This is a genomic window from Ruminococcus sp. (assembly GCF_024684275.1).
Window position 1 is genome coordinate 48,904 of sequence record NZ_JAIKXF010000090.1, and the last position, 16,126, is coordinate 65,029.

A 16,126-nucleotide genomic window follows, 5' to 3' on the forward strand; every position below is an offset into this window, starting at 1 on the left:
CTTACTTTTCCAGTGTTCCGTGTGAGAGCGACTTCAGATAAGCATTGATAAAGCCGTCGATGTCGCCGTCCATAACAGCCTGTATATTGCCGTTTTCAAAGCCTGTACGAGTGTCTTTTACAAGAGTATATGGCATGAATACATATGAGCGAATCTGTGAGCCCCATGCGATCTGGTTCTGAACGCCCTTGATGTCCTCGATCTTTTCAAGGTGTTCTCTCTCCTTGATCTCAACCAGCTTTGAACGGAGCATCTTCATGGCATAGTCCTTGTTCTGGTACTGGCTTCGCTGTGTCTGGCATGAAACAACGATGCCTGTGGGCTTATGGATAAGACGTACAGCTGAACTGGTCTTGTTGACCTTCTGGCCGCCTGCACCGCTTGAACGGTAAACCTCCATTTCGATATCCTCGGGACGGATATCTACCTCGATAGAATCATCGAGCTCGGGCATTACTTCAAGAGCTGCGAATGAGGTGTGTCTGCGTCCCTGTGCGTCGAATGGGGATACACGTACAAGTCTGTGAACGCCGGACTCAGACTTCATATAGCCGTAAGCATTTTCACCCTCAATAAGGATAGAAGCGGACTTCATACCTGCTTCGTCGCCGTCGAGATAGTCAAGAAGCTCAACCTTGAAGTCGTGGCGCTCAGCCCAGCGGTTGTACATACGATAGAGCATTTCTGACCAGTCCTGAGCCTCTGTGCCGCCTGCACCTGCGTGGAAGGTGAGGATAGCGTTAGCGTTGTCGTACTCGCCGGTAAGGAGAGTAGCCAGCTTTTCGTCCTCCAGCTTTGTCTTGAAGGCGTCGGACTCCTTTTTTATCTCGTCGATGTCGCTCTCGTCGTCAGCCTCGATAGAGAGCTCGATAAGAGTGATTATATCTTCAAGATTTTCGTTGAGCTGATTATAATGCTCGATCTTCCTTTCAAGGGACTTCTGCTCCTTGAGCACCTTCTGGGAATTTTCGAGATCGTCCCAGAAGCCCTCCTTTGCAGTCTCGTCGCCAAGCTCCGCAACTCTTTTCTTAGCGGCTTCTATATTCAGAACGTCGGCAAGCTCCGCCATTTCCTTGCGGTAGCCTGTCATTTCGACTCTGAGCTCGTCAAGTATTATCATGGTTTCAAATCCTTTCAAACATAGATACATATATTATATCACAGTTTTATTGCAACTTCAAGAGCAAAACATTATTTTTTAGAAAAAAACAAGCAGCTGACTTACCCTCACACAAATCGGCTGCTTCATTAAATAGTGAGAGAGGCGAATAATGTCACCCTACACTGGCTATTATATTTGCAGCGAAACTGCTGACTGCCAAAGGCAGCCCCTACAATCTTAGTGCTTAGCTCTCAGTTCTGACAATTCCGTCTTGACAAACGGGAATTTATCGTGTATAATAGTAAAGTATTCAAAGGCGATGATGAAGAGGAGTACGCAGGATACCCGATTTTCAGAGAGCTGCCGCGCGGTGAAAGGCAGTATGAGGGACTTGCGGAAGTAGCTTCGGAGCTTCGCGTGCCAACGGCTTTGCTCAGTAGTATGCGGCGTGATCCTCACGTTACAGGGGAAGAAGCTTAGCGGCTTCGCAGAGTGCGGGATATTATTCCCGAATTCAGGTGGTAACACGGACTTTAGTTCGCCCTGGACCGAAAGGTGCAGGACGGACTTTTTTATTTTAAGTTGAGAGTTCAGAGTTGAGAATTGAGAGTTATAGTGCCGTCAAGGACGGAATATTTAAATATATCTGCGTGAGCAGATACAATAACTTTCAACTCTCCACTTTCAACTCTCAACTCATGAGCGAAAAAATTTTTAAAGGAGAATTGATCGAAATGGCAAAGGAACTTGCAAAGGCTTACGATCCAAAGGACTTTGAGGACCGTATCTATGCCGCATGGAACGAAAAGGGCTGCTTCCGTGCAGAGGCTGATCCAAAGAAAACGCCCTACACTATAGTTATCCCCCCTCCGAACATCACAGGACAGCTTCACATGGGACACGCCCTTGATGAGACATTACAGGATATACTTATCCGCTGGAAGAGAATGAGCGGCTACAGCGCACTGTGGCTCCCCGGTACAGACCACGCTGCTATAGCTACCGAGGCTAAGATAGTTGAGGCTATGCGCAAGGAAGGCGTTACAAAGGAGGACCTCGGACGCGAAGGCTTTATGAAGCGCGCTTGGGAGTGGAAGAAGCAGTACGGCGGACGTATCGTTGAACAGCTCAAAAAGCTGGGCTCATCATGTGACTGGTCAAGAGAGCGCTTTACTATGGATGAGGGCTGCTCAAAGGCTGTCAAGGAAGTTTTCATAAAGTACTATGAAAAAGGTCTCATTTACAGAGGCGAGCGTATAATCAACTGGTGCCCTAAGTGTAAGACTTCACTTTCGGACGCTGAGGTAACTTACGAGGATCAGGCAGGTCATTTCTGGCATCTCCGCTACAAGATAAAGGATTCAGACGGCTATCTTGAGCTTGCTACAACACGTCCCGAGACTCTCCTCGGTGATACTGCTGTTGCTGTAAATCCAAAGGACGAGCGCTATACAGACCTTGTAGGCAAGACAGTTATCCTTCCTATCGTTCACCGTGAGATACCTATCGTTGCCGATGATTATGTTGAAATGGACTTCGGTACAGGTGTAGTTAAGATAACTCCTGCTCACGACCCTAACGACTTTGAGGTAGGTCTCCGTCACAAGCTGCCCGTTATCAATGTTATGAACGACGACGCTACTATCGTTGACGATTACCCTGCATACGCAGGCATGGACAGATATGAAGCACGTAAGAAGATAGTTGAGGACCTTGAAAAGGAAGGCGCTCTCGTAAAGATAGAGGAATACAGCCATAACGTAGGTACCTGCTATCGCTGCGGTACTACTGTTGAGCCTAAGGTGTCAACTCAGTGGTTCGTTAAGATGAAGCCTCTTGCTGAGCCTGCTATCAAGGCTGTAAAGAACGGCGATACAAAGTTCGTTCCTGAGCGCTTCGACAAGATATACTTTCACTGGCTCGAAAATATCAAGGACTGGTGTATCTCCCGTCAGATATGGTGGGGACATCAGATACCTGCATTCTACTGCGACGAGTGCGGCGAAATGGTGGTTACTAAGGAAAGCAGCGCAGTTTGCCCTAAGTGCGGCAAGCCCATGAGACAGGATCCCGATACCCTTGATACATGGTTCAGCTCTGCACTCTGGCCGTTCTCAACTCTGGGCTGGCCCGAGAATACCGAGGACTTGAAGTACTTCTACCCAACAAATACCCTTGTAACAGGCTATGATATAATCTTCTTCTGGGTAATCAGAATGATGTTCAGCGGTCTGGAGAATATGGGCAAGGTACCTTTTGATACAGTTCTTATCCACGGACTTGTCCGCGATTCACAGGGACGCAAGATGTCCAAGTCTCTTGGCAATGGTATCGACCCTCTCGAAGTCATCAACGAGTACGGCGCTGATGCCCTCCGCTTCATGCTGGCTACAGGCAACTCGCCCGGAAACGATATGCGTTATATCGATGACAAGGTAAAGGCTGCCCGTAACTTCGCAAACAAGCTCTGGAACGCTTCACGTTTCATAATGATGAATCTTCCCGAGGACTTCGAGTTCAAGGGACTTCCCACAGAGCTTGAATTAGAGGACAAGTGGCTTGTAAACAAGTTCAATCAGCTTGCTAAGGAAGTCGGCGAGAACCTCGATAAATACGAGCTTGGCGTTGCTTCACAGAAGATATACGACTTTATCTGGGACGTATTCTGCGACTGGTACATTGAGCTTACAAAGCCCCGTATACAGGCAGGCGGCGAGACAATGGCTAAGGCTCAGGCAGTTCTTGTATGGGCTATGCAGGGTATGCTGAAGCTTCTCCACCCATTCATGCCGTTCATCACCGAGGAGATATGGCAGGTCCTCAATAACGAGAAGTCCATGATAATCCTTGAAACTTACCCCACATATGATGCTTCTATCGACTTCACAGCCGAGGAAAAGGCATTCGAGAAGATAATCTCGGCTATCAAGGCTGTAAGAAATACACGTACAGAAATGAATGTACCTCCGTCAGTAAAGGCTAAGCTCTTTATTGAAACTGCCGACAAGGAGCTCTTTAACTCCTGTGCAGTATTCTTCGAGAAGCTTGCTTCTGCTTCCGCAGTTGAGACAGGTGACAAGTTCGATATTCCTGATTCTGCAAACGCAGTTACAGACTCGGCACGTATCTTCATTCCTATGGACGAGCTTGTTGACAAGGAGAAGGAGATAGCACGTCTTGAAAAGGAAAAGGCAAAGGTTCAGAAGGACATCGACTTCCTCAGCGGAAAGCTGAACAATCAGGGCTTTATAGCAAAGGCTCCTGCTCAGCTCATTGACGCTGAAAAGGCTAAGCTTGCAAAGGCTGAAGAGAAAATGGCTAAGATAGAGCAGTCTATCGCAGCGTTCAGAAAGTGATAAAACAGCAAAGCTCCCCAATATCGGGGAGCTTTTTGCTGTTATTATTTTATTTTGAAGGAGTAATGGTAAATGCTTATTCTTCCTCGTCAGCAGCCTCGGCGGACTTATCGGATTTTTCAGTTTTTTCTGTCTTTTCAGCCTTGTCGGACTTGCTCTTCTTTGTAGTCGTCTCTTCTTCCTCCTCGGCTTCGTCCTGTTCGTCTGTTTCTTCCTTAGCCTTGCTGCTCTTCTTGGACTTGCTCTCAGATGACTCGTCCTCTTCTTCAGTTTTCTCAACTATCTTTTCGTCGAGAGTTACCTTGACAGTCTTTTCTTCATCGTCTCTGACGAAGGTTATCTCAAACTCTTCGCCTGCCGAGTGCTTGCTCATCTGTCCGATAAGCTCCTCGGTTGAGGTTACCTTTTCACCGTCAGCCTTTACGATGATGTCGCCCTTCTTGAGGCCTGCCTTTTCAGCGGCGCTGCCCTTGTTTACGTTGAATACATAGACACCTGTCGGCCAGTTATACATCTTTGCGGTTACTTCGTCAATAGGCTGACAGCTGATACCGAGCTGAGGCTTGCCTGTTACGTAGCCGAACTTCATAAGGTCATCAATGATGGAAGCAGTCTCATTTGAAGGGATAGCGAAGCCGATACCCTCGATAGAAGCTCCTGATGATGAATATGATGATGACATTTTTGAGGAGTTTATTCCTATTACCTGACCGTATTTATTGATAAGCGGACCGCCTGAGTTTCCTGAGTTGATAGCAGCGTCGGTCTGGATAAGGTTCATAGCCTTGTCGTTGATAGTGATATTACGGTTAAGTCCTGATACCATGCCGCCTGTAACGGTGTCCATGAGCTCAAAGCCGAGAGGATTGCCGATAGCGATGACTGATTCGCCGAGTTTGAGCTCGTCGCTGTTGCCGAATTCTGCTGCGGTCAGACCTGTTTCGTCTATTTTGAGCACTGCAAGGTCGCAGTCAGTATCATAGCCGATAATTTCTGCATCATAGTAATCATCGTCATTAACTACTACTGAAACACTTGTTGCTTTTTCTCCGCCGTACTCACTGTCATATATTACGTGAGCGTTTGTGACTATATAGCCGTTTTCAGAGATTATAACGCCTGTACCTGTGCCCTTGAATTCTCTTGTTACAGGCTCGCTGTTTCTGCCGCTGCCGCCGAAACCATTGCCGAAGCCGAATCCGAAGTCAAAGAAGTCCTCAATATCGCCAAAGTTGCTGCCGATAGTCTGCTCAGTTGTGAATGTTGATTCGATACCGACTACAGAGGGGAGCACCTTTTCAACTATCTCTTCGTTTGAGAGAGCGCTGCCGCCAATTTCTTCAGGCTTTATAAGGCTTACTGCCTTTGATGCGAGAAGCTCTCTTGTTGCTTGCTTTGTGGTGGACTCAGCGTCGTCTTCAAGCTCCTCTATGACAGAATCACCTGAGAGGTTCTCGCCTGCGAAGTGGCGGTAGATACCGATAGAGCCGCCTGATACAACAGCCATAGCCATAATAAAGGCGGTTATCTTCAGACCTGTGTGCTTTTTCTTTTTGGGAGCCTCAGTGCTGTCGGTGCTGAAGCCGTTGTAATTTTCACCGTTATTATTGGGGTTCTGCTGGTTATTGTAATTGTAGTTATACTCACTCATAAAATTCACGTTCCTTTTTTTATTTTATTTCTGAGGTCCTCCCTCAGCCTGTGATTATATTATATTGGTTGTTTGTGATATTAATTTGCGGCAAATGTAATGTTTTGGAGAATTTTATGTGTAAATTCTATCACATTTCAAGGCTTTGTGTGTTAAATGTGATTGTTGTGTTAAGCGGAGCGAAGTTTAAGCAGTCAGTCGGGAAGCTGAAAAAACGGAACATTCCGGACATTTCCAAAACTTTATCGCCGTGCCTCTTGCTTTTTTGCAGCTTTTATGATACAATTAAAATATTATATATTAAGGAAAGGAATACTATGGACAGTTCAGATATATGGAAGATAGTTCTTGTAGTCGCTATGATGATATTTTCGGCGATATTTTCAAGTACCGAGACTGCCTATTCCAGCGTGAACAAGCTTCGTCTGAAAAATTATGAGGCACAGGGCAGCAAAAAAGCCAAAAAGGCTCTGAAGCTTGCCAATCGCTTCGACGAGGTTCTTACGGCGGTTCTCATCGGTAATAATATCGTCAATATCGCTACATCGTCTGTGAGCACTATCATATTTATAAGTATAATGGGCAGCAAGGGCGCGGCAGTCTCAACAATTGTGATAACTGTGCTGGTGCTGGTATTCTGCGAGGTACTGCCAAAATCCTATGCCAAGAAAAATGCCGAAAAGCTGGCACTGGCGTTTGCATCTCCGCTTTCGTTCCTTGTTATGGTATTCAAGCCCTTTGTGTGGCTGCTGAACAAGCTCTCGTCAGCTATCAGCAAGGGCGATACAGCACCGAGCGTTACCGAGGACGAGCTTAAATATATGATAGATGAGATAGAGGAGCAGGGTGTCATCGAGGAGCAGGAGAGCGAGCTTGTCAAAAGTGCTCTTGAATTCGACGAAATAACAATAAACGAGATACTTATCCCCCGTGTCAAGGTCATAGGTGCTGAGCTGGGCTCTACTATCGACGAGATAAAGGAGATATTCAGCAGAGAGATGTATTCCCGTCTGCCTGTTTATGAAAAGAGCCTTGATAATATAGTAGGTATCATTACTAACAAGGCTTTCTTCAAAATGCTCGTTGAGGGCGGCAGCGATGTGAGATCTATAATACAGGAGGTCCCGCACATTGCCGATACCAAGCTTATAAGCGAGGCTATGCGCGATATGCAGCGCTCAAAGGTGCATCTTGCAGTAGTTATCGACCAGTACGGCGGTACTAAGGGGATCGTTACCCTTGAGGACATCATTGAGGAGCTGGTAGGCGAAATATACGACGAGGACGACGAGATAGAGACAAATATCATGATGATAGCTCCCGATAAGTACGAGGTGGCAGGCGATATGAGCATAAGCGATATGCTTGAGATGCTTGACCTTGACGATGACATGATAACCACGGATTATACCTCTGTGGGCGGCTGGGTAACAGACGTCATGGAGCATATCCCCGAGGCAGGTGAGACTGCCGAGAGCGGTATTTTCCGCATTACTGCCGCTGAGGTGAATGAGCAGAATGTGGAAAAGGTCATAATCGAGGTGCTGCCGATTGACGACGATGATGATGACGACGAGGAAGAAGAATAGAACTAAGAACTAAGACCGTAGGGGCTGCCTTTGGCAGTCTGCTCGGTCATTGGCGGAAGAGAGGCTTCAGAGCCATGAAAAAGAAAAGCGGAAAGGCGTATATAATTTCGGGAGCAATACTGCTTATAGCAGGAATACTCGCTAATATCCGGACTATATCCCGTCTGGTGAGTATAATCACAGCTCCTGAGCCAGAGGGTATAGGCATTATCGGCGGCGCAGATGCTCCCACGGCTATATTCCTGACGGACAGGATTTTTATGGATATAAATATCATTGAAAAGGCAGGTCTTCTGCTGATAATAATAGCTCCTGTGCTGATTATTATAGGTATAGTAAAATGCCTATGTAAGAAACGCCGTTCCAAGGATTCGGAATAACCATTTGTAGGGGCGGATATTATCCGCCCGAAAAAACGATACAAACCGACGGGCGCACAATGTGCGCCCCTACACTAATAACTAAAAACTCCCGAAAGGTTATCCTTTCGGGAGTTTTGATTACTCTACAGTGCCCTCACTTCTGCCGATAGTGAGGACAAAGCCCTTATTTATAGGCATTATACCCTGTGGGTCAACGTTCTTTACAGTATTATCAGGAAGCTTAACGCTCCATGTGTCCTGAGTCAGATTGCGGAGGGCGTGTTTGCTGGGGTCCTTCTTGTTGCGGACTACCTCGCCGATGAGCTTGTGGAAGTCTCCCTCGGTGTCGCCTGTCATGCCCTCGTATAGCTTTGCTCCGCCGAATGAGGGCAGCTCAAAGCGCTTGAACTTGATACTCTCCGTGCAGGTCAGCTGACTGCCGCAGTACATACAGTTCACCGAGTACTTGGGAGCGATAAAGGTCTCCTTGCCGCAGTGAGGGCAGGGGACAGTCTCACTTCTCAGCTTAACGAAGGCGTCCAGCCATGTGAGCTCGATAACTCGGTCATAGGGAGGCTTTACCGATGCCTTTCCGAAGGACTGCACAAAAAGGTCGCGGATATAATCTGGATATATCTTCCAGAATCGCAGGGTATTCGTGTTGAGCTGATTGTTAGCAGCGTTGCGGTCGTCCTCGGGGTCAAGAACGAAAACAGGATCGCTGCCATAGAATTTTTTCTCCAGCTCGGGAGTCATACATGGGGGAGTGGAATACTTTCCTTCAAGAGGGTGCTCAATGAACAGCATACGAAATAGGATAACAGCAAGTGAGAAGCGGTCAGAGCGCTTGTCGGGAGCTCCGCCGAGAACCACCTCAGGAGCCATATATCGCTGTTTTCCTGCGATACCGAAGTTTACGCCGCGCTCGGAAACATTGTCATTGTCGCATATGAGAACATCGCCGTTCTGGGGATTTATGAAAAAGTTGCCGTTATTAAGGTCCTGATAGCTGTAGCCGTCGTTGTGGAGAGCACGGAAGCCCTCGATAATATTGATAGCTGCGTTGCAGCGGGCAGTGATATTTGCAAAGCTTGCCTTCATTCTGCGAGTTTTGGGATCCCACAGCAGGAATCGTGTGAGCTCCTCATAGCCCTGTGGGCGAAGGGGCATGATATAGCCGAAGCTGCCGTCTATCCAGTTTGAAAGCTCCTCAGGCCAGAGAAAATTCTTTGTGGGAGCGCCTTTTTTTATGTTCGCCTTGAGGTTCTCGTAGAATTCCTGTGGATTTTTCATCTTGTCGATAGTGGATTTATGATACCATTTCAGCGCCATTTCCTTGCCGCCGCATTCAATTCGGTAGACATTTCCCTGTCCGCCGCCGCCGAGAAATTCGAGTATGGTAAATGTTGAATTATATACTGTTTTGCCCTTGTATCCGACCTTTAGTTCTGCCATAGCGTACTCCTTTCGGTATTTGTCACTGATTTGAAAAGCTTTCGTTCTGAGGACGTGTTGCAGCAGCAGGCTCAGAGGTATAAGTTGAAGCCTCTGTAGTTTCTGGCTTTGCTGCTTCTGTTGCTGATGTGCCGGCAGGTGCAACAGTATTCTGGCATAGCCAGTCGCACCAGTCGGCATAGTACTTAGCCAGAACGTGGATGCCGTCACTGGTATATTCTGCGGTAAGTGCGCCCGAGCCGTCATCAAAGATGCTGTTCACTTCTATATAGAAAATAGACTTATTGTCTGCAAGTGCCTGTATTTTGCTGTTGAGAGCGTTGATACGCTCATTTGAGATAGTGGAGGTCTCAGCAAATGAAGCAACATGGAGATTTCCCTGAAGGTAGATGAGAGCGTTGGGCTGTACAGCGTGTATTTCGTCAACGATCTTTCTGTAAGCTGAGGCGGTATACTCAATATCGTTGCCCACTTCATTTATGCCGAGCATAAGGTATATCTTGGCATATGGCTTCTTTTTCAGAAAATCCCAAACTGTATCTCCATTCACATAGGAGGTGTCTATCTGATATGCAGAAAGACCTCTCTGGCAGAAATAATCTGCATTTTTCAGTGTTCCGTAATCTCGTATGCCTTCTGTACGTGAATCGCCGATAAACAGCGCATCGTCAAAATATTCTGGACCGCTCTGCACCCAGTTTACTGTAGAAGATACCGGCTCTGTTGGCTGCTCCTGTGTTGCAGGGGCAGTTGTCTCGCCCTCTGATGTGGGCTGAGCCTCAGTGGTACTTTCCTGAGAGGCTGTTGTTGTCTCAGCCTCAGGCTTTGAAGCAGCAGAGGGCTCCTTTGCTGAAGCCTTGGGGCTTATGACTGTGCTGTCATTCCATATCTGTTTATAAATATACGGTGAAGCCACCAGACAGGTGAGCAGAAGTATCACCGTGTATATGCATTGTTTTAACTTGCTCAATTTTTTCTCTCCTTAGAATCTGAAATACATGAATGGATCGTCCATGCCTCTGTACATACAGTATACAGCTGCACAGAATACCAGAAGCAGCAGTATAGCTGTCAAAATTGAGTTTTTTATCTTTTTGTAGACAGCCTCGGGTATCCTTGTGGAGAACAAGAGAGCTGCTGCAAAGTATTTCCAGTATTTCGACCAGTAAACTGCGTAATCCTTGTCCATTATGGCATAGGTCTTCTGAGGCAGGAATGGGATAAGCCTCTTGAAGTATATTCCCAGCTCGTGGAAATCTGTGATAGCGAATAACAGCCATGTCACAGGGATTATCAGCAGCATATAGAGATGACCGAGGGGCTTTATCCTGTTGAGGGTATTGCCTGTCCAGAATTTTTCTGTCATGATTATGACAAAGAGTACCAGTCCCCACAGTACAAAGTTCCAGCTTGCGCCGTGCCACAGACCTGTGAACAGCCATACCACAAGCATATTGAACACCATGCGTCCCTCGCCCTTGCGGTTTCCGCCAAGAGGGATATATATGTAATCCTTGAACCATGAGCCTAACGTCATATGCCAGCGGCGCCAGAATTCGGTCATGGTAAGTGACATATACGGGTGGTCGAAGTTCTTAGGCAGCTCAAAGCCCATTATCCTGCCCAGACCGATAGCCATGAGGGAATAGCCGCAGAAGTCGAAGTAGAGCTGGAATGAATAAGCGAAGATACCCAGCCATGCAAGCCTTGAGGATATGCTCTCATAGCCTATCATTGATATATCGCTCCAGAGACCGCCTATCTGATTGGCGATAAGCACCTTATAGCCCAGACCGATAGTAAAGGTCTTGAGACCGTCCTCTACTCGTGCAATGGTATGAGTACGGCTTTTCAGCTCCTTTGCAACGTGGTCAAAGGTAACGATAGGACCTGCTATGAGCTGAGGGAACATAGTGATGTATGCTCCGTAATTGACAAGGTTCTTTTCTGCTTTTGCCTTGCCTCTGTATATATCTATTATGTAGGAAACGTTCTGGAAGGTGTAAAAGCTTATACCTATAGGGAGAATGATGTCTCTAAGCGGTAAGCTCTGATGGAAGATACGGTTGATGTTCTCTGTTCCGAATGTCCAGTATTTGAAGAAAATGAGCCACCAGAAGTTGAAAACTATGCCGAAGAACAGCCAGAGCTTCTTAGTGTACCTGCTGTTCTCAATGAATTGTGCAACTATGAAGTTGAGAAGCACCGTCAGCAGGAAAAGCATGATATACACAGGCTTTTTTACGCCGAAGCTGTAGAAAAGGACGCTTCCCGTAAATATCACAAGGTTCTGATACTCTATCCTTGTGGACGAGTAGGCGTGTGCAAGGAGAAATCCTATAGTCAGCAGGAATATCAGGACGGGGACGGGTTTGAAAAGACCGTGGTCGTGGAAAAGTACATAGCCTGCTATGGCACTTGCAATGAGTATGACGTCACATCGGAAACGCTTTTCATGAGCTGTGCAGGACTCGAACAAAAGCCAGAAAACAGCCGCTAAATACAGCAATATGTTGAGTATTCCCGTCATATGCAGTACGCCGAATACCACGTAGCCCGTGATCATGCTCGATACAACTAAAACGATGTTTCTGTATTTTTTTTCAGATGCCGAATAAGCTATCAAAAAAACAGGCAGGAATATGAAGATAAATTCCAAGCTGCTGAATACCAAATATACCACCCTTTAATTAATTCATTTATTATTAAATGCAGAACGCAGCAGTGTGCGCTATCTGCGAAAAATAGCGTTATAAAAACTCATACATACTTATTTTACACGTTTGATATAAAAATGTCAATACCTTTGGAATAATGTAGCAATTTGCTGTAAACAGTGGAATAAAGGCACGGCTTTTAGTTGCTTTTGACAACGAAAAAATAAGGGAACACCGAGAGCGGCGTTCCCTTATGGGATATATTTTTAGATCTCTGTCACGAACGGCGTGATAAGTATCATTATCATGCACACAGGGCATACAGCCTTTATCATTACGCTGTAGAGAAGCTTTGAGCGGAATCGCTTTTCGCCGTACATTACCTCTTCCTCTATGTACTTTGTCTTTGCAATATAGCCTACAAGTATACAGGTGAGGAATGCAAGAACAGGCATCATCAGGTTGTTTGTGGTGAAATCGAAAAGGTCAAGAATCTGCATACCGAATATCTTCACGTCAGACCACGAACTGTAGCCAAGTACCGACAGCATACCGAGTGCAAGTGTCAGAGCTATGACAATACAGCAGCTCTTTGCACGGCTGAGCCTGAATTTCTCCATAACTACGGCAACTACTGTCTCCATAAGTGAAATGGACGAGGTGAGCGCAGCAAGTGCAACGAGAATGAAGAAGGCTGATCCGATGATACCGCCTGCCGGCATTTCTGAAAATACCTTTGGCAGAGTTATGAACATAAGTCCGGGACCTGCGTTGAGGGCGGAGCTGTCACCGCCTGAGAATACAAATACCGCAGGGACGATGATAAGTCCTGCAAGGAAAGCAACAGCAGTATCGAATATCTCTATCTGACGGACAGAGTTTTCGAGAGAGTCTTCTTTTCTCATGTATGAGCCATAGGTGACCATAATTCCCATAGCTATAGACATAGAGTAGAAAAGCTGTCCGCAGGCAGCAGCGATAGTCCGCATGAGCTTTGAAAATGTGAAATCCTTTGTGTTGGGGAGAAGGTAATATTTCAGTCCTTCACCTGCGCCGTCAAGAGTAAGTGTATATATTGCGATACCAACGATAAGTATCAGAAGAACAGGCATCAGGAACTTGCTTACCAGCTCTATGCCCTTTTCAACTCCGATAAATACGGCAACAGAGGTCAGCAGTACGAATATGATGAAGAAAACAGAGGGCTGTACCAGCTGACCAATGAAGTGCTCAAAGAAGCTTAGCTTCACATCGGGGGAAGCTCCTGCGTATTCGGCTTTGGCAGCTTCTGCACCGCTGTTTGTGATGAATACCGTCATATATTTCAGTACCCAGCCGCCAATAACGCAGTAATAGGGGAGTATCAGTGCAGGGATAGCGGCAGCAAGAACACCCAGAAATGAGAAGCGTTTGTCCACGGCTTTGTATGCGCCGATAACGCTTTTTCCCGTGCTTCTGCCAATGGCTATTTCGGTCAGCATTAGGGTAAAGCCGAATGTGACCGCAAATATGATATATATCAGCAGGAAAACACCGCCGCCGTATTTGGCGGCAAGATATGGGAAGCGCCATATATTGCCAAGTCCTACAGCAGAGCCTGCTGCGGCAAGTATAAAACCGAGCTTTGAGCCAAATCCGCCTCGTTCGGAGGCTTTTTTAGTATCATTCATGTGAATATGTCCTTTCATTTTGTCTTAATAATGCAATACAAATATAATTATAGCATTAGTAATAGGAAAAATCAATATCAAGTCATGCATAACATCAAAAAAAGAAAAAGGAACGGCGAAACGCCGTTCCTAAACGGGGCGATGTGGGTGACTCCCTGCTGTGCAGGGAGATGTCCGCAGGACAGAGGGTACGGGTGCCTGTTAGGCATCGCCCCCTACTACTTACTACTCTCTACTTACTACTCACTCGATCCCTGCCTGCTGTTTAGCAGCTGTGAGGGTATTCTTCATGAGCATTGCAATTGTCATAGGACCTACGCCGCCGGGTACGGGAGTTATGAACGAAGCCTTCTTTTCAGCGGACTCAAACTCAACATCTCCGCAGAGCTTGCCGTTGTCGAGGCGGTTCATGCCGACGTCGATGACTACAGCGCCTTCCTTTATCATGTCGCCTGTAACGAAGTTAGCGCGTCCGATAGCAACTACGAGTATATCAGCGCCGAGGCATATCTCCTTGAGGTTCTTTGTCTTTGAGTGGCAGATAGTAACAGTGCCGTTCTTCTGGAGAAGGAGCATAGCCTGCGGCTTGCCAACGATATTGCTTCTGCCGATAACTACGCACTGCTTGCCTGTTATATCTGTGCCTGTGCTCTCGATAAGGCGCATAACGCCTGCGGGAGTACATGGAAGGAATGAATATTCGCCTATCATTATCTTGCCTACATTGATAGGGTGGAATGCGTCAACGTCCTTATCAGGTGAAATAGCGTTGATAACAGCCTTTTCGTCGATGTGCTTAGGCAGAGGGAGCTGAACAAGTATTCCGTTCACTCTGTCGTCGCGGTTGAGTACATTTACAAGGTCAAGAAGCTGCTCCTGAGTTGTGTTTTCGTCAAGAGCATACTCATATGACTGGAAGCCTACAGCTTCACAAGCCTTTTTCTTGTTGTTTACGTAAACTCTCGAAGCAGGATCATTGCCTACTATAACAACTGCAAGACCTACCTTGAGTCCCTTTTCTTCCCTGAGCTTAGCTGTTTCCTCTGCGACCTCAGCCTTTACTGCTGCTGAAACTGCTTTTCCGTCGATTATCTGTGCCATGATCATTTATCCTCCTTGTTTTCAGCGGACTTCTCGTCCTCTGTGTCAGTAGCTTTATTTTCAGAAGTCTCTGCTGGCTTTGCAGGAGCTTCATCATCATCGTCATCGAATTCGTCGTCATCGTCATTGAGCGCGTCAAGCTCGGACTCGTCGAAATCATCGTCGTCATCGTTAAGTATATCCAGCTCGTCATCGTCGATGCCGTCTATTTTTGCGTCTTCATGCGAGATACCCATTTTCTTGCGGCGTGATTCCTCGATGAGGTGGTGTGATTCCTCGGTACTTGCATAGAGCACCATGCTCTCGGGATCACGTTTTTTCTTTGAGAAAAGCACTATCTGGAGTATTACTGAGGCTACGAAGATAACTGCTGAAAGAGCCTGTGAGATACGGATATTGCCCAGCATAAGGCTGTCTGTGCGGAGCCCCTCTACTACAAAGCGCTCAGCGCCGTACCATGCGAGGTACATGAGGAATATCTGTCCGTCGTACTTTCTGCGCTTAGACCAGAATGAAAGTATCACAAATCCCAGCAGACACCATACTGATTCATAGAAGAAGCAGGGGTGAACAGGCTTTTCCCATAGCATTTCAAGACCGTTATTGTACATATCTCCGCCCATCTGCATACCGTCGCTGATAGTGCGCTGGATAGTACCGCCTGTCATACCGAGGAAGGAGTCGGTGTTTGTGCCGAAGGCTTCCTGATTGAAGAAGTTGCCCCAGCGTCCCACGCCCTGTCCGATAAGGAAGCCGAGAGCCGTAATATCCAGCATGGGGAGCATTTTTACCTTGCGTATCTTACATATTATCAGTCCGACTAAAAGAGCGCCTATGATACCGCCGTAAATGGCGAGACCGCCCTGACGGGTGTTGATTATGGCTTTCCAGTCGCCTTTGTACTCGTCCCAGCGCATGAGCACATAGTAGATTCGTGCGCCGATAAGACCGCCGATAACTCCGCCGATAATTGCGTCAACAGTTCTGTCTGAGTCAAGTCCGAAGCGCTTCATTTTTGGGAGAGCGTAGACAAGTGCAAGGATAAGTCCGAGAGTGATGATAATGCCGTACCACTGGATATTGAAGCCGAATACCGTGAATGCGGTAGGATCAATATTGAATTTCCAGCCAAGCTCGGGAAATTGTATTTCGTGTGGTTCTAAAAGTGTATCTGTAGACATTG

General features: G+C 46.8%; 11 protein-coding genes and 1 other annotated feature. Of the genes, 3 read left to right on the forward strand and 8 right to left on the reverse strand.

What is annotated here, in order from left to right:
* Position 1 precedes the first annotated feature (1 nt).
* Positions 2-1,120 carry a peptide chain release factor 2 gene (gene prfB, locus K5677_RS09585; protein WP_296727291.1) on the reverse strand — a complete coding sequence of 373 codons (1,119 nt, stop codon included), beginning with the start codon at positions 1,118-1,120 and terminating at the stop codon, positions 2-4.
* Between the two features lie 292 nt (positions 1,121-1,412).
* Positions 1,413-1,651, forward strand: a binding site (T-box leader).
* Between the two features lie 185 nt (positions 1,652-1,836).
* Between prfB and K5677_RS09590 the strand changes: the two genes are divergently transcribed.
* On the forward strand, positions 1,837-4,458 hold the full coding sequence (locus tag K5677_RS09590; protein WP_296727293.1) for a valine--tRNA ligase: 2,622 nt from the start codon (positions 1,837-1,839) through the stop codon (positions 4,456-4,458).
* 76 nt (positions 4,459-4,534) lie between these two features.
* On the opposite strand, the gene K5677_RS09595 is transcribed toward K5677_RS09590, so the two are convergent.
* Positions 4,535-6,109, reverse strand: a complete 1,575-nt coding sequence (locus K5677_RS09595; protein WP_296727296.1) for a trypsin-like peptidase domain-containing protein — start codon at positions 6,107-6,109, stop codon at positions 4,535-4,537.
* A gap of 317 nt (positions 6,110-6,426) precedes the next feature.
* On the opposite strand from K5677_RS09595, the gene K5677_RS09600 reads away from it, so the two are divergent.
* Positions 6,427-7,698 carry a hemolysin family protein gene (locus tag K5677_RS09600; RefSeq protein ID WP_296727297.1) on the forward strand — a complete coding sequence of 424 codons (1,272 nt, stop codon included), beginning with the start codon at positions 6,427-6,429 and terminating at the stop codon, positions 7,696-7,698.
* A gap of 74 nt (positions 7,699-7,772) precedes the next feature.
* Complete coding sequence (locus tag K5677_RS09605; RefSeq protein ID WP_296727300.1) at positions 7,773-8,078, forward strand: hypothetical protein; 306 nt, start codon at positions 7,773-7,775, stop codon at positions 8,076-8,078.
* A 120-nt stretch (positions 8,079-8,198) separates the two neighbouring features.
* Here K5677_RS09605 and K5677_RS09610 read toward each other — a convergent pair whose 3' ends face one another.
* From K5677_RS09610 to lgt, 6 genes are all read right to left on the reverse strand, one after another.
* A complete protein-coding gene (locus K5677_RS09610) occupies positions 8,199-9,515 on the reverse strand; it encodes a protein kinase (protein WP_296727302.1) in 1,317 nt (438 codons plus the stop codon).
* 22 nt (positions 9,516-9,537) lie between these two features.
* On the reverse strand, positions 9,538-10,485 hold the full coding sequence (locus tag K5677_RS09615) for a GDSL-type esterase/lipase family protein (protein WP_296727304.1): 948 nt from the start codon (positions 10,483-10,485) through the stop codon (positions 9,538-9,540).
* Between the two features lie 12 nt (positions 10,486-10,497).
* Complete coding sequence (locus tag K5677_RS09620; RefSeq protein WP_296727305.1) at positions 10,498-12,189, reverse strand: MBOAT family O-acyltransferase; 1,692 nt, start codon at positions 12,187-12,189, stop codon at positions 10,498-10,500.
* 249 nt (positions 12,190-12,438) lie between these two features.
* Positions 12,439-13,842: a sodium-dependent transporter gene (locus K5677_RS09625; protein WP_296727307.1), complete on the reverse strand. Its 1,404-nt coding sequence runs from the start codon at positions 13,840-13,842 to the stop codon at positions 12,439-12,441.
* Between the two features lie 243 nt (positions 13,843-14,085).
* Positions 14,086-14,946, reverse strand: a complete 861-nt coding sequence (folD, locus tag K5677_RS09630) for a bifunctional methylenetetrahydrofolate dehydrogenase/methenyltetrahydrofolate cyclohydrolase FolD (RefSeq protein ID WP_296727460.1) — start codon at positions 14,944-14,946, stop codon at positions 14,086-14,088.
* A complete protein-coding gene (gene lgt, locus K5677_RS09635) occupies positions 14,946-16,124 on the reverse strand; it encodes a prolipoprotein diacylglyceryl transferase (protein ID WP_296727314.1) in 1,179 nt (392 codons plus the stop codon). The genes folD and lgt overlap by 1 nt, the downstream gene beginning before the upstream one ends.
* Between the last annotated feature and the right edge of the window lie 2 nt (positions 16,125-16,126).